This window comes from uncultured Paraglaciecola sp., from assembly GCF_913058035.1.
In the GTDB taxonomy this organism is placed as follows: Bacteria; Pseudomonadota; Gammaproteobacteria; order Enterobacterales; family Alteromonadaceae; genus Paraglaciecola.
On the sequence record NZ_CAJXPA010000006.1, the window covers coordinates 1 to 19404 of the forward strand.

Below are 19404 nucleotides of genomic sequence, written 5' to 3' on the forward strand. Positions count from 1 at the left end.
CTATTAGAGCATTAACTAACGACATGGATTCACTGTAACAGCTTAAAACTTAACCATATTTGTATATTCATTTATTAAAAAACTTGGTTTACATCTTTATGAAGACTAATACAGTAACACCACATTTTGCTGTATCGGTTACTGACTTCAAAATTTGGTAGATGTTAACTCCAATTATTTAAATCTTTAAAAGCATATGTTTTTTGATTGATTTGAGCATTTTATTGTTCGATTTCATGACTTAAATATTTATCTGTAGAACAGATTGAATAATACAATTGGCTTAAGAATAGACCTTATCTGGACAATACCCGTTCGCAATATGACTATTGAAGGACTTAAAATTTTTATTGCGTATGAGTTTCTTTATGTATCATTTTCCTTGTAAATTATAAGCCAAATTTATTATTTTAAATCAACAAACTAGGTATTTGATATAGATGATCGTCTTGCCATATTTTAGTCATTTTTTGTTGATCAATATTGCCGCCAGATAACATCACTAATACTTTTTGTTCACTGTTTTGTGATTTAAGCCACTCAACCACACCGCCCATGCTCATCGCACAAGTGGGCTCAACATGAATTTTCAATAGATGTTGCAGCCACTGGGTCCAGTAAGCGATTTTGATTTCATCCACTTCATAAAAACCGTCTAGATCCTGCAGGTGTGGAAAAGTTTTTTCGCCAACTTGTAATGTTGCAGCACCGTCAGCCAAAGTATTCGGCTGTTCCGGTAAAGTTTGAATAACACCAGTACGCAAAGATTGTGCGGCATCATTAGCCATTAAAGGCTCAGCTCCCATCACACTTGCATTTGGATATAAAGCTCTGGTGCTAATCAGTGAGCCAGATACTAACCCGCCACCGCCAACTGGTGCAAACACACTGTCTACCTCGCCTGTTTGCTCAAGAGCTTCAAGAGTAGCCGTTCCTTGGCCGGCTATAATATCGTTATGGTTAAAAGGTGGCATCCATAAAACGCCATCTTGTTTCGCAGCCTCTGCTACCTTTTCGTCAGCTTCTTTTCGGGTCGCACTTAAATCTAAGGTTGCGCCATAATACAAAGTGGCTGCAGCTTTCACTTTTGAAACGTTGTGCGCACTAAATATAGTTGCGCTGACACCCAAAATCTTAGCTGCATATGCCACCGCTTGTGCATGATTACCTGAGCTGCTGGCTACTACGTGAGTGCCAAGGCGGCCATCCTCCTTAGCTTTTAGCAACATATTTAGTGCACCGCGAATTTTAAACGCACCCGTTTTTTGAAAACATTCTGCCTTAAACAATATCTTATGCCCTAACCAACTGTTCAATAATTGAGATTCAAGCACTGGGGTTTTATTAATAAAAGGGCTAATACGTTTTTTAGCAGATTGCACGTCAGCAAAAGTCACACTGGACATATATTTTTATCACCATCATTAGGATATTTTAGCGATATATACTCTAGCCTGTAGTTACAATTTTCGCATCAACAATTGTGCTGATTAATGACTAAAAACCTTGAAGATACAAAGTGGATCTCTTAACTCACTACTTGGTAACGCGTCTGATGTTAGTATCAGTAAAATAGCGAAACAACTAGCTTCGATTATCGGCGATACTGAGGGTCTGCATGTTATATTTATTATTGTACGGAACATGTATGCACTTACTAACAAATTCATTACCATAATCGAAAAAAAAGGTATGACTTGCCGTAAAGTTGATTACCATTCCATTCCACACCGCGCTATAACCCAATGTACAATCTAAACCGCTGGTCATTTTGATTTGAATGCAGAACTTAAAAACTGGATATCTGGGCAAAACAATCCAATCGAAAAGGAGCTGAATAAAGATAGGTGTTAGGCATTCAAAAAACCTTAGCCGACCATATATTTGCTATAAGTTAATATTAACGCATAGCATAGAGAGCAAATGCGTAAGTTTTAATAGATTGAAATTTAGAAAATTGCCGCCGGAAAGATAATTTATGCTTGTTTTAAGCTCGCAGCTCATAAATAAAAACACCCCGAAATCCCAAAAAACGCCTCAAATTGGTTGATCTTATTCATTCTAAATTTCTTATTAGCCTTTGTTCTCTTCATTAAGATAAGATGAAGTTTATTTTAAGGGCAACTCCTTTAACCGAATTGTAGGATTTTACTTACACTTATAATTGCAGGTAACACATGTTAAAAACAGCTTTGGTTTTAGGTGCTACGGGTTTAGTTGGTAAAGCTTTGGTAGAGCAACTTTGCCGAGACCGTCGCTACCAAACAGTCACTTGCTTGGTGCGTAAGCCATTATCAAATGACTTTTTTACTGAAAATGCATCGAAAGTAAGACCTATAGTGGTTAACTTCGAAAATTTACAAGATTATCAAGGTTACTTTGGTGCCCAGCATATTTTTGTTTGTCTAGGCACAACAATTAAAAAAGCGGGTAACAAAAGCGCATTCCGAAGAGTAGACTTTGAATACGTGCATGTAGCTGCCCAACTTGCCAGAGCGCAGCGCGCAATTAGTTTTGTTTGGATTTCTTCTGTTGGTGCCAATGCTAAAAGTAGTAATTTTTACTTACGAGTAAAAGGTGAATTAGAGAATGCTATTATTAACATGTCGGGGTTGGATAATGCCTGTGCTGTAAGACCCTCTTTGTTGCTAGGTAAACGGGAGGAGATGAGGCCTACCGAGAAATTAGCTACCATGTTAACTCCATTGTTATCACCATTAATGCTAGGTGGATTCAGCAAATATAAACCTGTTCAAGTAGCTGATGTGGCAGCTCAGATGATCCGTTTACAAGTTTTCTGAAGTGGGCTTTAGGTTCAAACAATTCATAATCAAGCACGATGCCTGTGCCATGAAAGTAGGTACTGACAGTATTATGTTAGGTAGTTGGGTACACCCTAAAAATGCTCAATGTATATTAGATATAGGCACCGGTAGTGGTTTATTAGGCATTATGTTGGCTCAAAAAGCGCAAAATGTTTGTACAATAGATGGTTTAGATATTGACGCAGCCGCTATTTTACAAGCTAAAGATAACGCTAAAAATTGCCCCTGGACACATCGACTGGCCTTTCATCATACTAGCCTACAACATGTTGTTTGTGGCAAAAATTATGATTTGATTGTCTGTAATCCCCCATATTTTTCAATCAATATTACTGCGAATAAAACATATGCTGCCAAAAGTCGATTCAATGCTCGGCAAACCACTGAGTTGGATCATGCAACACTTATACGAGCAGTTACAAAGCACCTATCTTCTAGCGGCCGATTTTGTTGTGTGTTACCAGTAGATGCGGCGAAGATATTCATTGTGGATGCTAAATCAGTTGGTTTGTATTGTACTCGGGAGCTTCAAGTGCAATCAAAACACAATACACACGCAATACGTCTTTTATTGGAGTTTAGGCGTACAAATCAATCAAAAATCAGTGAATTACTGAGCATTTACGACCATTTAGGTAATTATTCCAAAGAATATATTGCTCTTTGCAAAGATTACTACTTGAAGTTTTAACTGTTTTTGTACTTTTTCTTCTAGTAAGTTATATTTAAAATGCGTCAGCTGATGTAAGGGAAAATGATGAAAACATTTGAATTACCCAAGTCAATATCTTTGTTGGCTAAGGAACTACAAATAATCCAAATGGTTTGGCAAGGTGTGCCCGTTCAGATCCCTAAATTTGCAGTTTATGCCATTATTGAAAAACCGATATTTGATAAGATTGTATTTCAAAGTGGTAGAAAAATAGGCCTTTTACATCTGGCAAGATACAAAATACCTGTCTTGGACCCTTTTCGTGGGGATATTGATTTTCATCCAAATTTTGCCCTCATTATGAGTCATAGTCGTGGAAACCGTTTCGGCTTGTATGGTTATCCAGCAGATCATATTGAGTCAAACATTCAGCTTTCTTGTTCTCATGCATCGGTAAGTAGGATTGTTAAAGATTACGTTTAGAATTGACTTGACTAAATTTTAAACTTTTTGCAGATTTGCCTGTGATCATTTATCAAAACACATGTTTTAGCTAATCACACGTCCCTAACTAAGCGTCCCTAACTAAGCGTCCCTAACTAATCCTTTTTCGATACTGCGAACTAATCGTTTAGTTAATCGACTATCCTCTTTTTCATTCTGCGGCGTTTTATTTTCGTGCTGAGTCAAAGCCCATTGAATATGCTCTTTAACTAAATCTGTTGATTGGCTAAAAGCAGCCTCTAAAGTACTGACAATTTTAATTGAATAAGGTGCGTTACCTAAACCCACCGCTAAATTGCGTTGCCAACGTTCAAAGCCAATACGCCTTATCGCCGAACCTTCGGTATTTTTTAAAAAAGTTTTCTCATCCCAAGCAAATAAATCGATCAATTCTTGGCTCATCAATTTTTGCCTTGGATGGAAATCGGCTTCATCAGTAATATTGGCATAGCGATTCCACGGGCAGATAAGTTGGCAATCATCACATCCATAAACACGGTTACCAATCAACGAACGGTATTGCTCAGGGATAGAACCCTTTTGCTCTATAGTCAGATACGAAATACAACGCCTTGCATCCACAACATAGGGCTCCACTATTGCTTGGGTGGGACAAATGGTCATGCAAGCGTTGCAACTACCGCAGTTTTCTTTCACCGCTTTATCAACAGGTAAAGGAATATCAACAAACAACTCGCCTAAAAAGAACCATGAACCTGCTTCTTTGTTGATGGTAAGTGAATGTTTACCTGTCCAGCCAATACCGGCTTTTTCGGCAATGGCATGTTCAAGTACTGGAGCTGAGTCAACAAAAGGTCGGAACTTTAATTCTGAACATTCAGTCTTAATTTTTTCACCAAGCTTCTTCAATCGACTACGCATCAACTTGTGATAATCTCGGCCTAGCGCATAACGGCTAATGTAAGCTTGTTGTTTGTTTTTTAAGGTCTGGGCAAATTTTGCATTGGGAGGCAAGTAATCCATCCTAACACTGATAACTCTCATCGTACCGGGCAACAATTCTGCAGGTCTGGCTCTTTTCATACCATGCTCTGCCATATAATGCATTTCACCCGCGTAGCCTTTATCAAGCCACGCTTGCAGATGAGATTCATGCTGTTTAAGATCAACATCACAAATTCCTACTTGTTGAAAACCTAGCACTTTACCCCAGGCCTTGATATTTTCAGCCAGAGATAATAATTCAGAGGCGTTAAGAGATGACATTGACAAACCTGTTAACCGAGCAAGCGAACGCGAGTTTAGCACATAAAATAGTGAGTTCAGAACAAGTCAGAGCAATGGAACCTAAGGCAGCTCTCATAGCTGCATGTAGTATGTTTGAACTGATGCAGCGAGCTGGCAAAGCAGCGTTTCAACTGTTAATCAAAGAATGGCCCGAAACCCAAAATATTTTAGTTGTTGCTGGTAATGGAAATAATGCGGGTGATGGTTATGTATTAGCGACATTGGCTAAGCAGCAAGGTATAAATGTTGAGGTCGTGTGTGACCAACCCGTTAGAAAATTGTTTGGTGATGCACAACAAGCGCAACTGGAATGGCAAAATCTGGGTGGTAAAACATATAAATTTGGGGAGCGAGATTATACGCAATTTGATGTGATAGTGGATGCATTGTTAGGTACTGGAGTAACTGGCGAAGTCAAACTAACGTTTAAAACCGTTATTCAACAAATTAACCAAGCACTTACTCCAGTTTTGAGTCTTGATTGTCCATCTGGAATGCACGCTGATACAGGGCGAGCGCTACCTATTTGTATCAATGCTGATGTGACCATCACTTTTATTGCAATCAAACCGGGATTAATCAGCGGTATGGGTAAAGAATATTGTGGCAAGGTCATTTTTACTGATTTGGCTGTAGGCTCGGAATTTTTTAGCATCGCCCGCATTGAGGCACAATTAGTCGACATGCCTATGTTGCAACCATTTTGTGCCAGACCTATTAATGGCAATAAAGGCTCTTTTGGCAAATTGCTGTGTATAGGGGGAAATCAGGGCATGGCTGGTGCAATTCGACTCACTGCCGAATCTGCTTTACGCAGTGGAGTAGGGTTAGTAAAAGTTTATTGTCATGAAACAAGTAGCTTGACTATCTCTACTGGTCGTCCAGAAATTATGCTAACTCATAAAGAACTTGAGTTAGCGTTAGACTGGTGTAGTTGTGTAGTTATAGGACCGGGATTAGGTCAAGATGATTGGGCGCAGCAGCAGTTTTATTGTTTATTGGCATACCTAAAACGTCATCCTAAACCACTAGTCATTGATGCTGACGCTCTAAACATTCTGTCAACCATGACAATTGATGTGGACGTGCAGAACACGTTGACCCAACTACCCGCATTAGTACTGACACCTCATCCCGGGGAGGCGAGTCGATTATTAAACTGCAATATTGCAAAAATTGAAGATGATAGATATTTGGCCAGTAAAAACATGGCTCAAAAGTATGTAGCGACCTGTGTATTAAAAGGTGCTGGTACTATTATCCAAACGGATGGTTCATTCTTACAGTCACAATGCTGGATATGCAAAGGTGGTAACCCTGGTATGGCAACAGCAGGCATGGGGGATTTATTGACCGGCATCATTGGCGCTTTCTTAGCACAAGGATTTACTGCTCAAAAAGCGGCTGTATATGGGGTATGCGCTCATGCTGAAGCAGGAGACAGAGTTGCCATACAATATGGTCAACGTGGTATGATTGCTTCAGATTTATTGCAACCTTTACGAGCTATTGTTAACGGATTATGAGTATTTCTTTAATTACCCAAAAAGCTGAATTGCCGCCAATTCATTATGAATTAGCGAATGAAGAGGCCACAGTTGCTTTGGCTGGAAAATTGGCACAACATTGTCATCAAGGTATGGTGATTTATCTTGAAGGAGATTTAGGTGCAGGTAAAACTACATTTAGCCGAGGTTTCATTCAACAATTAGGACATAAAGGTAATGTTAAAAGTCCTACTTATACCTTAGTTGAACCCTATGAAATAGCTGACTGGCGAGTGTTTCACTTTGATTTATATCGTTTATCTGATCCTGAAGAATTAGAGTACATGGGCATTCGTGATTATTTTGATCCTGATTGTATTTGTCTGATTGAATGGCCAGACAAAGGTGCTAACCTCTTGGCACCAGCGGATTTACACATTACTATTGAGTTCAATCATACAGGTCGTGTTCTATCAATGCAGGCCAAGTCTGCAAAAGGCTCGAATTTGCTTAAACAATTAAACTAGAAAAATAATAATGCAAACTTCTTGGTTAAAACAACTTAATTTACTGCTAATCAGTTTTTCGCTGATGAGTTTTAGTACTGTAAGTTTTGCTAAAAATACTATCGAGGGACTGCGTATTTGGCCTTCTCCCGATACAACACGCTTAGTTTTCGACTTATCTAATACGCCCGAGTACACTTACTTTACATTAAAAAATCCACAGCGATTAGTCATTGATATAGAAAATACGCCTAATAACTTTGATTTTTCAACCATTGTAAATGAAAGTAAGTTAGTCAAAAAAGTACGTTACAGCACGGCCAAGAACTCTCAATCAGTTCGTGTAGTCGTTGAATTAAACAAAAAGCTCGAAAAAAACATATTCGCGCTACCTCCTACCGCCCCTTATGGAAACAGGCTGGTGATTGATTTAAATGATCCAGACTCTTCTGCACCACAAATAGTGTTGAATTCAAAATCCACAACAGACAGAGATATAGTCATTGTCATCGATGCTGGTCACGGTGGAGAAGACCCAGGTTCAGTTGGACCCAGTGGAAGTTATGAAAAGAATATTACTTTAGGTATAGCTAAACGGTTAGAGTCTTTGATCAACAAAGAAAAAGGTATGAAAGCAGTGATGACACGTACCGGTGATTATTATATTTCACCAAATAAGCGCCCACAGCTTGCTAGAAAACATAAGGCGGATATGTTTGTGTCAATACACGCAGATGCATTCACTACACCCCATCCTAGAGGGGCTTCTGTGTGGGTGTTATCCATGAAAAGGGCGAATACCGAATTAGGACGCTGGATGGAAAGAACCGAACGGCATTCTGAATTATTGGGTGGTGCCGCTGAAATTATCCAAGATACAGCAAATGAACGTTATCTAGCACAAGCGTTACTTGATATGTCTATGGACCATTCTTTGACCACTAGTTACGACGCAAGTCGCGATATGATTAAACACCTAAGTAAAGTCACAAAGTTACATAAAAAGACTCCGCAGGCAGCCAGCCTTGCAGTTTTAACTTCGCCAGATATACCTTCGATTTTGGTAGAAACTGGGTTTATTTCTAACCCTCAAGAAGAGAAAAATTTGAATTGGTCTCAATATAGGCAGAGATTGGCGCAATCAGTATTTAATGGGTTAAGACAACATTTTACAAGCTCACCCCCTGATGGTTCTTTATGGGCTAAATGGAAACAAGAAAAACGCACTCATAAAGTACGAAGTGGTGAATCATTATCTTTACTGGCGCAACGTTACAATGTACAAATTAGTACATTGAAAAAAGCCAATAATCTCAATACCGATGTAGTGCGTATCGGGCAGGTTTTGATGATCACCAGCACCTAACTCTTTTTTTTTCATTTTATTTTTTCATTTTATATTTAGCATTTACATCAAGGTCATTGTTTTGCCGATTCAAATCCTCCCTGCAAGATTAGCCAACCAAATAGCCGCCGGAGAAGTGGTCGAACGTCCGGCTTCTGTAGTCAAGGAAATAGTAGAAAATAGCCTAGACTCAGGGGCTACGTCGATTGAAATTGATATAGAAAAGGGCGGTCATAAACGTATCTTAATCCGCGATAATGGTAGTGGCATTCCCAATGAAGAACTTGCATTAGCTTTGAGCCGCCATGCCACAAGTAAAATAACCAAGTTAGATGATTTAGAGGCTATATGTAGTTTGGGTTTTCGTGGTGAAGCTTTAGCCAGTATTAGCTCAGTTTCACGCTTAAGTTTAAGTTCTAAACCTAGAGAACAGAGCCAAGCCTGGCAAGCACATTGCGAAGGGCGTGATATGCAAGTACAAATAAATCCAGTTGCTCACCCTGATGGTACCAGTGTTGATGTAGTTGATTTATTTTTCAATACTCCCGCGAGGAGAAAGTTTTTACGTACTGAAAAAACTGAATTTACACATATTGATGAAGTAGTCAGACGTATAGCACTTAGTCGATTTGATGTAAGTTTTAGCCTAAAGCATAATGGTAAGCTGCTGCGAAGATACCCAGCAGTAAAAGCCCAAAGCACTGAACAAAAGCGCCTAGGTACGATTTGTGGTAAAGAATTCGCCGAGCAAAGCATTGCACTTAATAGCCAATATCAACAATTCGAATTAAAAGGTTGGTTAGCTCAACCAGAACAAGCCAAAAGCCAAGGTGACTTTCAGTATTTTTATGTCAATGGTCGCATGATGCGCGATAAGTTAATCAATCATGCAGTTCGTCAAGCGTTTGAAGGCCTCATTGGTGCCGATTTACATCCAGCCTACGTGTTGTTCTTGACCCTTGAACCGAACCAAGTCGATGTGAATGTGCACCCAGCCAAACATGAGGTGAGATTTCATCAAGCCCGTTTGGTGCATGATTTTATATACAGAGCACTAACAGATTCGCTCAATCAATATTTTGAAAAAGGTCAACAAGAGCCAAGTCTTGAGGTAAACGTATTGCCGCAAATGAAGCCTAATCATGACTACATACAGCCTTTGCAAAGACCAACATCCGAAATCAGTGTTGATGAGCGTTCACCTAGTTATTCTGGCGATGGCAACAAGTCATATGATTCTTCAAGCACTCTGGCAAATAAAGGCAAAGCTGAGCATTTAGTCAACTCTTCACAAGTGATCAAACAATCTTCTAAAAACTATCAACAATTGATGGCATCTTCGCAACCAGTAACATCAAGTGAACAATCGGTCGCAATGCCAGGGCAATGGTTGCAAGTTTCAGATAAAAAGATACTACTTAACGTTGGACAAAACTTTTATTTACTCGAAACTATGGCTCTTCATCTTAGTGTGATGTCTAAACTTTATTTGGATGCGATGCCAGTGAGCCAACCTTTGTTGATGCCTATTTCTATAAAAGCTAATGCAGATTTACTGGCACGAGCAAAATCACTCTATCAGCCTCTTTTAGAAAACAGTATAGAAATAGGCTGGACATCCAATAAAGTCATTTTACGTAAAGTACCTGCAGGATTAAGGCAATTTCGATGGGTAGGATGCTTAGAAGATATTTTGGGATGTTTAGAAAAAGAAACAAAGAAAGTACGAAAGCACTTGTTAACCTGCATAGTTTCAAATGAAGAGATGACGCTTGTTCAGACACAAGAATTGTGGCAACAGTTTGTACATTCGTCGGCGAACTTAGAACATGATATTGCTCAAATAGGCCAATCAGTAAATTTAGACGATTGGTTGAATACATATGAGTGAAAGCATAGGCAAAGCACCAAAATTGTTACCACCCGCATTATTTTTAATGGGACCTACAGCATCGGGGAAAACAGACCTTGCAATTAAGATTTGTGAAAATCTACCGTGTGAAATAATAAGTGTTGATTCTGCATTGATTTATCGGAGCATGGACATCGGTACGGCGAAACCCACCGCTGAAGAATTGAAAAAAACCCCTCACAAATTAATAGATATCTTAGATCCTGCACAAAGTTACTCCGTGGCTGAGTTTCGTAAAGATGCCCTATCCAGCATGCAAGATATAACAGCAAGAGGCAATATACCTTTGTTAGTTGGTGGCACTATGATGTATTACAAAGCTTTAATTGACGGGCTTTCACCATTACCAGAATCAGACCAAAATGTGAGAAAAATCATAGAGAAAAAAGCTGAAGAATTAGGATGGGATACATTACATCAACAACTAGCCCAAATAGATCCTGTTTCTGCTAAGCGTATTCATCCCAATGATCCTCAACGTTTAATGAGAGCCTTAGAAGTGCATCAACTCACTAATTGTTCAATGACGGACTTGATGGCAACTAGGTCTGACCCCATACCTTATAACATAAAGCAATTTTCTATCAACCCGGGGGATCGTAAAATACTACATCAACGCATTGCTCAACGTTTTGAGCTGATGATTGATTCAGGCTTTCAGGCTGAAGTAGAAAAATTAAGGGTTAGAGGTGATCTACATTTGAACTTACCCTCTATTAGATGTGTCGGTTATAGACAAATGTGGCAGTATTTAGATGGTGATTTCGATTTTAATACGATGCGTGAGAAGTCTGTAGCTGCAACGCGACAGTTAGCCAAAAGACAGTTGACTTGGTTAAGGGGTTGGGAAAATATTCATTTGTTAGATACATTTTCGTCAGACAATATGTCGAAAGTCATTGAACATAGTCAGTTTCAATCATAAGGCAGTCTATACAGCTATTTTTTTTTCTGTATAATTGCTTTAGGGTAAAATTTCATAATAAAAAGGATTGATCATGGCAAAAGGGCAATCATTACAAGACCCATTTTTAAATGCGCTTCGTAAAGAGCGTATTCCTGTATCCATTTATTTAGTTAACGGGATTAAATTACAGGGGCAAGTTGAATCATTTGATCAATTTGTGATTTTACTTAAAAATACCGTAAGCCAAATGGTTTACAAACATGCAATTTCTACCGTTGTTCCTTCACGCGCAATTCCAATGCCTACTGCGGGTCAAACGGAAGAAGACGAAAGCTGAATATTGTTTTAGGAGAGCGGATTGTTTGACCGTTATGAAGCAGGTGAACAAGCTGTTTTAGTGCATGTTGATTTTGCTGATGAAAATAGTAAAGAAGATTTATTAGAATTACAACTTCTTGTTTCTTCTGCTGGTGTAAAAGCTATAGATGTAGTAACAGGTTCTAGGCAAGCACCACAGGTTCGTTATTTTGTGGGTAGTGGTAAAGCCGAAGAAATTGCTAATGCCGTCAGAGCGCACCAAGCAGACGTGGTAATTTTTAATCACAGTTTATCCCCATCTCAAGAAAGAAATCTAGAAGCGTTATGCAAATGCAGAGTACTAGACCGTACAGGTTTGATACTGGATATTTTTGCTCAGCGTGCTCGAACTCATGAGGGCAAATTACAGGTAGAACTAGCACAACTTCGCCACATGAGCACTCGGTTGATCCGCGGCTGGACCCACCTAGACAAACAAAAAGGCGGAATTGGTCTACGCGGACCAGGTGAAAGTCAACTTGAAACTGACAGAAGGCTATTGAGGGCAAGAATCAAGGCAATTTTGCGTCGCTTGGATAAAGTACAGAAACAACGTGAGCAAGGTCGACGTTCGAGAGTTCGAGCAGAAATTCCAACTATATCACTTGTAGGTTATACCAACGCAGGTAAGTCAACGTTGTTTAACTCTATGACACAGTCTGGGGTTTATGTTGCAGATCAGCTTTTTGCCACACTTGACCCGACACTTAGAAAGATTCAATTACAGGATGTGGGTTCAGCGATTCTTGCTGATACGGTTGGTTTTATCCGTCACCTACCCCATGATCTAATTGCTGCTTTTAAAGCTACCTTGCAAGAGACACAACAAGCCAATCTTTTATTGCATGTTGTGGATTATTCTGATGACCAGTTTCAAGAAAATACTGGACAAGTAAATGAAGTGCTTGAAGAAATAAAAGCTGAGGATATTCAGCAGCTGATGGTGTGTAACAAAATTGATAGAATGGACGGCGTAAACCCGAAGATTGATCGTGATGAATCAGGCATGCCTATCCGTGTTTGGTTATCTGCACAGCAAGGTTTAGGCATCGATTTGTTGCTCAGTGCTATTACTGAGTGCTTATCAAAAAACATGGTACAGCATAGGTTATTGATACCCCCAAGTAAAAGTAACTTGCGTGGTGTGTTTTTTGAGATGAATTGCATTGCTGCACAAGACTATGCAGATAATGGCGATTGGCAGGTTGATGTGCGAATGGAGCAAAGAGATTGGAACAGACTAATTAAACGTACTGACGTTGATTTAGAGTCCTGTATAGTTGAACATTAATTACAGATAACAGATCAAAAATATTAAAAAACTCGTAATGGTCACATGACCTATTTATTGAATTAACTAGCTGGAGAGACATGATGGCTTGGAATGAGCCCGGTGGTAACAATAATGATCCTTGGAAAAACAAGGGCGGTCGAGACCAAGGCCCGCCTGATTTAGACGAGGTATTTAAAAACTTGATGAATAAGTTTGGCAAGTTTGGTGGAGGTGGCTCTAATGGTTCGTCAGGCGGTAAAGGCCTCGGTGGAATCGGTGCTGCTGTAATTGTTGGCATACTTGTCATTGGCTGGGTGTTTAGTGGTTTTTACACTATTCGTGAAGCTGAACGAGGAGTTGTGTTACGTTTCGGTGAATTTAGCAATTTTGTTGACCCAGGTTTGCAGTGGAAGCCGACCTTTATAGATGAAATTATACCAGTAGATGTTAAAACTATCCGCTCATTACCGTCTTCCGGTTCAATGTTAACGGAAGATGAAAACGTGGTCCGGGTTGAGATGGAAGTTCAATACCGTATCCTTGAACCATATAAATATAGTTTTGCAGTGACTAGCCCTGAAGAAAGTCTGAGTCAGGCGTTTGATAGTGCTATTCGTTACGTGGTAGGACATTCAAAAATGGATGCCGTACTAACAGCTGGTCGTGAAGCAACGAGACAAAGCGTTAGTGATGAATTGACGGGCATTATCGAATCATATGATATGGGCATATCTGTAGTCGATATGAACTTTAAAGACGCAAGACCTCCAGAGGAAGTAAAAGAAGCTTTTGATGATGCAATTGCAGCACAAGAAGATGAACAACGTTTCATAAATGAAGCAGAAGCTTATTCTCGTGAAATAGAACCCCGAGCTCGTGGGCAAGTGAACCGTTTGGCACAAGAAGCTCAAGCTTACAAAGAACGTGTCACATTGGAAGCGCAAGGTGCAGTCGCACGTTTTGAAGAGTTACTTCCTCAATACACAGCTGCGCCAGAAGTCACACGTAGTCGTATTTATCTTGAGTCGATGGAAGAAGTGTATGGCAATACCAGTAAAATATTGGTGGATACTGAAGGCACTGGCAACATGATGTATTTACCGCTAGACAAAATACTTGGAAATCAATCTGGACCAACCGTCCCGGCTAACATCCGCAGCACATTAGAAGGTTTGCGTAATCAAGATGAAGACACTCAACCGTTAAACGGCAACTCCATAAACAACCGCAACAACGGTTTACGTAGTGGGAGAAACTAGGCTATGAAAAATTTTATCGCATTAATAATTGTAGCCTTAGGGTTACTTATATTTGGTTCGTTATTTGTTGTAGAAGAGGGCAACAAGGCAATTGTTATCCAGTTTGGTAAAGTGCAAAGAGATAGCGAGACGGGTGACACCACAGTTTTCGAACCAGGTTTACACTTAAAGTTACCTTTCTTTGACCGTATAGTAACCCTCGACGCACGTATTCAGACCTTGGACGAACAGCCAGATCGTTTTGTGACTGCTGAGAAAAAAGATTTGATCGTCGACTTGTATGTTAAGTGGAAGATTGAGGATTTTGCTAAGTACTATTTAGCCACTGGTGGTATTAAATCTAGTGCTGAAATATTACTACAACAGAAAGTTAATAATGGACTTCGTTCTGAGTTTGGTACCCGTACTATTCAACAAATTGTTTCAGGTGAGCGTTCAGAATTGATGGATGAAGCAATGGCTCAAGCATCCAGTAGCTCTGACGAACTAGGCATAAAGATCATTGATGTGCGTGTAAAACAAATTAACTTACCTTTGGAAGTAAGGAACTTTATTTTCCAACGTATGCGAAGTGAGCGTGAAGCCGTAGCCAGAGAACATCGTTCTGAAGGTAAAGAAAAAGCTGAATTTATTAAAGCTGATATCGATGCCAAAATCACTGTCATGTTGGCTGATGCAGAACGTAACTTGCGTAAACTTCGTGGTGAAGGTGAAGCCCAAGCGGCACAAATTTATGCTGAGACATACACAAAAGATCCAGAATTCTACAGTTTTTTACGTAGTATGGATGCTTACAAGAAAAGCTTTAGTAGCAAACAAGACGTATTGGTTGTAGAACCAGACAGCGACTTCTTTCGTTACATGAAAGACCCAAGCGGAAAACAGCAGTAATAGTACATGCATAATTTAGAGCGCCGCAAGGCGCTTTTTTTTGTGACGAGTTTATCCAATAATAAAACTATCTATTAACTAAGACATTAGTATTAACACCAATCCTTGCAACTCAAGACAAATTATCACACTATAATTAATTACATCTGATCCAAAGTAGTCAAGGTATTATCTATGAAGTTTTTTGCTGGTTTTATGACCTTTTTAGTCGCTCTTTTACATATAGGAATTATGGTGCTAGAAATGTTTTACTGGAATCATCCTGTTGGACAAAAAATATTTTCAATGACGGCAGAGGTGGCAAAATCTTCAGAAATATTAGCGATGAATCAAGGGCTATACAATAGCTTTTTGGGCTTCGGGTTACTATGGGCTCTCATGAGCGGTAACCAAAGTTTAAAAATATTTCTACTTATATGTGTCACTATTGCCGGCATATTTGGTGGGCTTAATGTCAACTCTAATATTCTATACATACAAGCACTGCCCGGGTTTATTACAATTTTGCTAGTATTAAAAGCCAAGAGACGTCAAGCAGGGGAAGCACGACTGTTCTCTTAACTGCGATTAAAGTAGACCGTTAATATTATTTAAAATTGATAAGTGTGGCTGATGTCATCATACTTAGTTGACTGTTTAGGTCGTTAACGGTATTGATTGCAAGTAGGCCCTTAAAAATTCTACATGCATACGCTTGCAAGCATTTTGATTTAACTTGTTACCACGCACAGATACCTTACGTATCAATGCTGATAATTAGCTTGGCTTATCCTTCACTCACAATTTCCTTTTACATACCTAGCCTTATTGTCTCTTATGGGTTCATCTATCTCTCACACTCGCAATATCCTTGTGCCTATTATTAAAATAATGGGTACGGCTATTTTGAAGTGGTCTCAATACTAACCTCACCAGAGCTGTTCAGGTATCGAATCATGACGCCTTGTTATGCCCTATTCTAAAGAACAGCATTAATCTAACTGAATATTGGAAACCATATTATTTTGAGCAACTACGAACAAATACTGCCCAAATAGGTATTGCTTAGTCTTAAATCTAAATTTCTACGTTTTCCCCTCACCACTTCACACTGATAGTTATCAACACATTTGCCTTTCAAATTATTTTCTTCTGAGCTAGGGTGACTTCAAAGCATTTAAGTGCTCGGTTTTGCCGACTTTACTGGGCAAACAAAAAAGGCCACAAATGTGGCCTTTAAGTCATTGCTCTGTTTCTAATATTTAGCTATTTAACCTGAGCCTAAAGATAGGAGGATGGCTAAAAATATATTAGTCAATACTGTAATCAGATTTCAGCTTCGCCACTCTGATAATAGATATATCTTGTTTCATCTCGCGCTGATTAAGTTTGCGGTTGGCTAAAAAGGTTTCTTCGGCTAAAAATAATACTTCAACATAATTAAGGTAAATCTCTTCATCTTGCATGGCATCGTTTATTGCTCTACTGTAAAGGTTTAATGCTTCTTCATAGTCTTTTTCTGCAACATGTATTTGCGCTAGTGTGTCTAAAGCCGCAGAATTATCGGGTTTTAGTTTGACAGCTTTTTCTCCATAGCCTTTAGCCTTATCAATTTCCCCTTTTTGTAAATACAAATACGCTAAGTTATTGTTAGCAACATAATTTTTGGGGTTTTGACGTAAAGCCTCTTCGTAGGTCACAATAGCGCCGGACAAATCACCACCAATTTGTCTTTCTGCTAACAACATTTTTGCGGTTAAATCTGTAGGTTGTTGCTCAATATGCTGGTTAAGTAATTCCATTGTTTGATTTAGCTGATTCAATTTCTCGTAGGTAAATACCAGTAATATCAGGTTTCTACTATTGGGCGCCGCATTGTAAGCAATAAGCGCATTTTCCAGCGCTAACTCTGGTTGTTCATTTTGTATCTGAAAGCGAGATAGGAAACCTTTAACTAAAGGTAGGCCAAGTACGTCATCTGGCAATGAATCATATATTATTTGTGCGGCTGGATAATCCCCCTGCATTAACAGAAAATGTGTGTTTAACAACTGCATTTGTATATCGTCACGATTCTTAAGATAGCCTTGGGTTAATTCCGATGCTTCTACAAATTTATTTTGACTGTCCAATAACAACAACTTACCTATAATAGCGTCTTTATCATTAGGTTCTTCTGTTAACCACGCATCGTAATGCTGAGTTGCCGGACGAAGTTGGTTGCTTTTAATAAAGCTCTGGCCTAAAGTTTTCCAATAAGCCTTTGGCAAATCTTTTTGATCCTTTACTTCAGTCAACAGCTCAATAGCGTCTTGATAGTTAGTTTCGACAACCTGAGCCCGTGCTAACAATAACCTTACAGCAAAATTTGAAGGTTCGCGGTCAAAAGCAGACTGGATCTTTTCAATCCCTGCTGCTTGTTTGTTGCCTTGCTTGCTGACCAAATAATAAGTCGCTAAAGCAGGTACGTTATCTGGGTATTCGGTAAGTAATTGCTTTAATAGTAATTCAGCCTGTTGCATGTCTTTTTGTGTTACGGCTAAATTAACCATTGCTAACTTTGGCGAAACACTGATGGTGTCAATTTCTGATGCTTTTTCAAATTCTACTTTTGCTTTTTCGAATTTCTGTTGCCTTACATAAACATCGCCAGCTAACAGGTATGGTTTTGAATCATCTGGCTTTATATCTTTCCAGTTACTTGCCAGTTCTAGAGCTTTTTCATATTGCTTAGTGACGACATACGCTTTTGCTAGAGTAGTTTGTGCGCTCACTAATTCAGGCGACTTACTAACTGCCTCTTCTAAATTGACTATTCCATCAAGATTATTTAATGAAAGTTGTAATAGTCCTAACCGTGTTAGATCTTCGGCAGTACGACTAATATTCGAAGACTTTTCAATTAACACTTTGGCTTCTTTTTCAAAGCCATCACGGAGTAATTCATAGCTTGCTTTGGAAAATAGAGGCGCATCTTTATCTGTCAGTTGGTCAAGTCTAGCTAAAACATCTCCGACTTCAGAGGTCAATCCTAATTGAAGTTGGCTAGCAGCAAGTAATTTAAGTCCAGGATGATTGTCTGGTAATAAATTCGCGATATACGTTAGATGCCGATTGGCACTTGAGAAGTCTTGAATTTGATAGGCTGAATATCCTGCGACCAACCTTAATGAAGCAGCATCAATACCACCAAGAATGGCAATTTCTGCTCGTTTAAGAGCATTTGCATAATCATTTTTTTGTGCATACGTTGCAGATTTCAATTGATTTAACAAAGGGTTTTGATCATTAAGTAAAAGAAGCTCGTCTATGTAAGGATCAGCCGCTTCTAAATCACCGACATCCACCAATAATTTAGCCAAAACAAAAATTGTTTGTGTATCCTCAGGATAAAACTGAACATATTCTTTGAATATATCAGCGGCTTCATCTGGTGCGCCAAGAGATAATTTCAGCTGAGCTAATAACTTCAATACTTCTGCATTTTGCGGAGCTTGTTCACGTAGCAATGTTACCGCGTTAGTAGCAGTGTCATAATCTTTATCTAAGACCGACATATAAGCTGCCGTAAGGCCCTTAAAAACAGAGCTAGTTTCAATTTCACTCAATTCTTCAATTAATAAGCGAGCTTCTACTATCTTGTTTAATCGAGTCAGTGCAACCACTTTAAAATAACCAATTTCAGAGCGCTCGACAGATGTTAAACCATTTTGTTCATGTTCTAATTTACTGATGGCTGAATAGGCGCCAGTGTTCTGATAAGCTAGCGCTAGAATTGGCAATACTTTTGATGCTTCATAACCATATTCTAAGGCTCTGTTAAGCTCTTTTTCGGCACTTTCAAACTGTTTTTGCTCGATATAAAGCTGACCAAGTTCGAATCTGGCCTGAGCTGAATTTGGCTCAATCTGTACCGCATTTTTCAAAGCGACAATCGCCGCTTTAGGATCGTTATCTGCAATATATTGTTTAGCTTCTTTTATATACTCGTCACTAGTCTGTTTACCGCAGCCCAGTAACACTCCTAATGCAATAACCGCTAATGCATATTTTAATTGTGTCGGATTAAAACTTTTCATGATGATTTTCCCTTGTATACACACTAATAAATCTATAATGACATGTGTTTTTATTATATGCGACCAGCACTCTTTGTTTTATTAACATACGAATAAATTTTCCAACAATTATGTGTTAAAAAGTGAATTAACATAAAACATTCAACCATGATACAGAAGTTGAGATATTTCAACCTTAAA

At 39.0% G+C, this 19404-nt stretch carries 16 protein-coding genes and 1 pseudogene; 14 read left to right on the plus strand and 3 right to left on the minus strand.

What is annotated here, in order from left to right; genetic code table 11:
- Positions 1 to 410 precede the first annotated feature (410 nt).
- The gene (locus QZ562_RS01645; protein WP_293756092.1) at positions 411 to 1406 is read right to left on the minus strand and encodes a serine/threonine dehydratase; all 996 of its coding nucleotides are present in this window, start codon (positions 1404 to 1406) and stop codon (positions 411 to 413) included.
- Positions 1407 to 1506: 100 nt separating this feature from the next.
- Between QZ562_RS01645 and QZ562_RS01650 the strand changes: the two are divergent.
- The 4 genes and pseudogenes from QZ562_RS01650 to QZ562_RS01665 all read left to right on the plus strand — a co-directional run bounded on the left by QZ562_RS01650 (position 1507) and on the right by QZ562_RS01665 (position 3960).
- Positions 1507 to 1854 (plus strand): annotated as a pseudogene (locus QZ562_RS01650) (PH domain-containing protein).
- Positions 1855 to 2177: 323 nt separating this feature from the next.
- Positions 2178 to 2801, plus strand: a complete 624-nt coding sequence (locus QZ562_RS01655) for an NAD(P)H-binding protein (RefSeq protein ID WP_293756096.1) — start codon at positions 2178 to 2180, stop codon at positions 2799 to 2801.
- 49 nt (positions 2802 to 2850) lie between these two features.
- Positions 2851 to 3516 (plus strand): methyltransferase, encoded by a 666-nt coding sequence (locus tag QZ562_RS01660; protein ID WP_293756098.1) that lies wholly within the window; start codon positions 2851 to 2853, stop codon positions 3514 to 3516.
- A gap of 66 nt (positions 3517 to 3582) precedes the next feature.
- On the plus strand, positions 3583 to 3960 hold the full coding sequence (locus QZ562_RS01665) for a hypothetical protein (protein WP_293756100.1): 378 nt from the start codon (positions 3583 to 3585) through the stop codon (positions 3958 to 3960).
- Between the two features lie 102 nt (positions 3961 to 4062).
- Here QZ562_RS01665 and queG read toward each other — a convergent pair whose 3' ends face one another.
- Positions 4063 to 5208 (minus strand): tRNA epoxyqueuosine(34) reductase QueG, encoded by a 1146-nt coding sequence (queG, locus tag QZ562_RS01670; RefSeq protein ID WP_293756102.1) that lies wholly within the window; start codon positions 5206 to 5208, stop codon positions 4063 to 4065.
- Between queG and QZ562_RS01675 the strand changes: the two genes are divergently transcribed.
- From QZ562_RS01675 to QZ562_RS01720, 10 genes are all read left to right on the plus strand, one after another.
- Positions 5202 to 6755 carry an NAD(P)H-hydrate dehydratase gene (locus QZ562_RS01675; protein ID WP_293756104.1) on the plus strand — a complete coding sequence of 518 codons (1554 nt, stop codon included), beginning with the start codon at positions 5202 to 5204 and terminating at the stop codon, positions 6753 to 6755. The genes queG and QZ562_RS01675 overlap by 7 nt on opposite strands.
- Positions 6752 to 7243, plus strand: a complete 492-nt coding sequence (gene tsaE / locus QZ562_RS01680; RefSeq protein ID WP_293756106.1) for a tRNA (adenosine(37)-N6)-threonylcarbamoyltransferase complex ATPase subunit type 1 TsaE — start codon at positions 6752 to 6754, stop codon at positions 7241 to 7243. Before QZ562_RS01675 ends, tsaE begins: the two co-directional genes overlap by 4 nt.
- A 10-nt stretch (positions 7244 to 7253) precedes the next feature.
- A complete protein-coding gene (locus QZ562_RS01685; RefSeq protein ID WP_293756108.1) occupies positions 7254 to 8588 on the plus strand; it encodes an N-acetylmuramoyl-L-alanine amidase in 1335 nt (444 codons plus the stop codon).
- Between the two features lie 61 nt (positions 8589 to 8649).
- Entirely contained in the window at positions 8650 to 10458 is a 1809-nt protein-coding gene (mutL, locus tag QZ562_RS01690; protein ID WP_293756109.1) for a DNA mismatch repair endonuclease MutL, read from the plus strand.
- Complete coding sequence (miaA, locus tag QZ562_RS01695; protein ID WP_293756111.1) at positions 10451 to 11404, plus strand: tRNA (adenosine(37)-N6)-dimethylallyltransferase MiaA; 954 nt, start codon at positions 10451 to 10453, stop codon at positions 11402 to 11404. Before mutL ends, miaA begins: the two co-directional genes overlap by 8 nt.
- Before the next feature lie 73 nt (positions 11405 to 11477).
- The gene (gene hfq / locus QZ562_RS01700; protein WP_293756113.1) at positions 11478 to 11723 is read left to right on the plus strand and encodes an RNA chaperone Hfq; all 246 of its coding nucleotides are present in this window, start codon (positions 11478 to 11480) and stop codon (positions 11721 to 11723) included.
- Positions 11724 to 11744: 21 nt separating this feature from the next.
- Complete coding sequence (gene hflX, locus QZ562_RS01705; protein ID WP_293756114.1) at positions 11745 to 13034, plus strand: ribosome rescue GTPase HflX; 1290 nt, start codon at positions 11745 to 11747, stop codon at positions 13032 to 13034.
- Between the two features lie 83 nt (positions 13035 to 13117).
- The gene (hflK, locus tag QZ562_RS01710; protein ID WP_293756180.1) at positions 13118 to 14275 is read left to right on the plus strand and encodes an FtsH protease activity modulator HflK; all 1158 of its coding nucleotides are present in this window, start codon (positions 13118 to 13120) and stop codon (positions 14273 to 14275) included.
- A 3-nt stretch (positions 14276 to 14278) separates the two neighbouring features.
- Positions 14279 to 15166, plus strand: a complete 888-nt coding sequence (gene hflC, locus QZ562_RS01715) for a protease modulator HflC (protein ID WP_293756116.1) — start codon at positions 14279 to 14281, stop codon at positions 15164 to 15166.
- Positions 15167 to 15340: 174 nt separating this feature from the next.
- On the plus strand, positions 15341 to 15727 hold the full coding sequence (locus tag QZ562_RS01720; protein ID WP_293756118.1) for a DUF1304 domain-containing protein: 387 nt from the start codon (positions 15341 to 15343) through the stop codon (positions 15725 to 15727).
- A 728-nt stretch (positions 15728 to 16455) separates the two neighbouring features.
- Here QZ562_RS01720 and prsT read toward each other — a convergent pair.
- Positions 16456 to 19224, minus strand: coding sequence for an XrtA/PEP-CTERM system TPR-repeat protein PrsT (gene prsT, locus QZ562_RS01725; protein WP_293756120.1), 2769 nt, complete (start codon positions 19222 to 19224; stop codon positions 16456 to 16458).
- Between the last annotated feature and the right edge of the window lie 180 nt (positions 19225 to 19404).

Excerpts from the sequence above, each read along its gene's own strand:
- QZ562_RS01665 (WP_293756100.1), top strand. The coding sequence starts at position 3,583 with ATGAAAACATTTGAATTACCCAAGTCAATATCTTTGTTGGCTAAGGAA.
- queG (WP_293756102.1), bottom strand. The coding sequence starts at position 5,208 with ATGTCATCTCTTAACGCCTCTGAATTATTATCTCTGGCTGAAAATATC.
- QZ562_RS01660 (WP_293756098.1), top strand. The coding sequence starts at position 2,851 with ATGAAAGTAGGTACTGACAGTATTATGTTAGGTAGTTGGGTACACCCT.
- hflC (WP_293756116.1), top strand. The coding sequence starts at position 14,279 with ATGAAAAATTTTATCGCATTAATAATTGTAGCCTTAGGGTTACTTATA.
- hfq (WP_293756113.1), top strand. The coding sequence starts at position 11,478 with ATGGCAAAAGGGCAATCATTACAAGACCCATTTTTAAATGCGCTTCGT.
- QZ562_RS01645 (WP_293756092.1), bottom strand. The coding sequence starts at position 1,406 with ATGTCCAGTGTGACTTTTGCTGACGTGCAATCTGCTAAAAAACGTATT.
- prsT (WP_293756120.1), bottom strand. The coding sequence starts at position 19,224 with ATGAAAAGTTTTAATCCGACACAATTAAAATATGCATTAGCGGTTATT.
- QZ562_RS01655 (WP_293756096.1), top strand. The coding sequence starts at position 2,178 with ATGTTAAAAACAGCTTTGGTTTTAGGTGCTACGGGTTTAGTTGGTAAA.
- tsaE (WP_293756106.1), top strand. The coding sequence starts at position 6,752 with ATGAGTATTTCTTTAATTACCCAAAAAGCTGAATTGCCGCCAATTCAT.
- hflK (WP_293756180.1), top strand. The coding sequence starts at position 13,118 with ATGGCTTGGAATGAGCCCGGTGGTAACAATAATGATCCTTGGAAAAAC.
- QZ562_RS01685 (WP_293756108.1), top strand. The coding sequence starts at position 7,254 with ATGCAAACTTCTTGGTTAAAACAACTTAATTTACTGCTAATCAGTTTT.
- QZ562_RS01675 (WP_293756104.1), top strand. The coding sequence starts at position 5,202 with ATGACATTGACAAACCTGTTAACCGAGCAAGCGAACGCGAGTTTAGCA.
- miaA (WP_293756111.1), top strand. The coding sequence starts at position 10,451 with ATGAGTGAAAGCATAGGCAAAGCACCAAAATTGTTACCACCCGCATTA.
- QZ562_RS01720 (WP_293756118.1), top strand. The coding sequence starts at position 15,341 with ATGAAGTTTTTTGCTGGTTTTATGACCTTTTTAGTCGCTCTTTTACAT.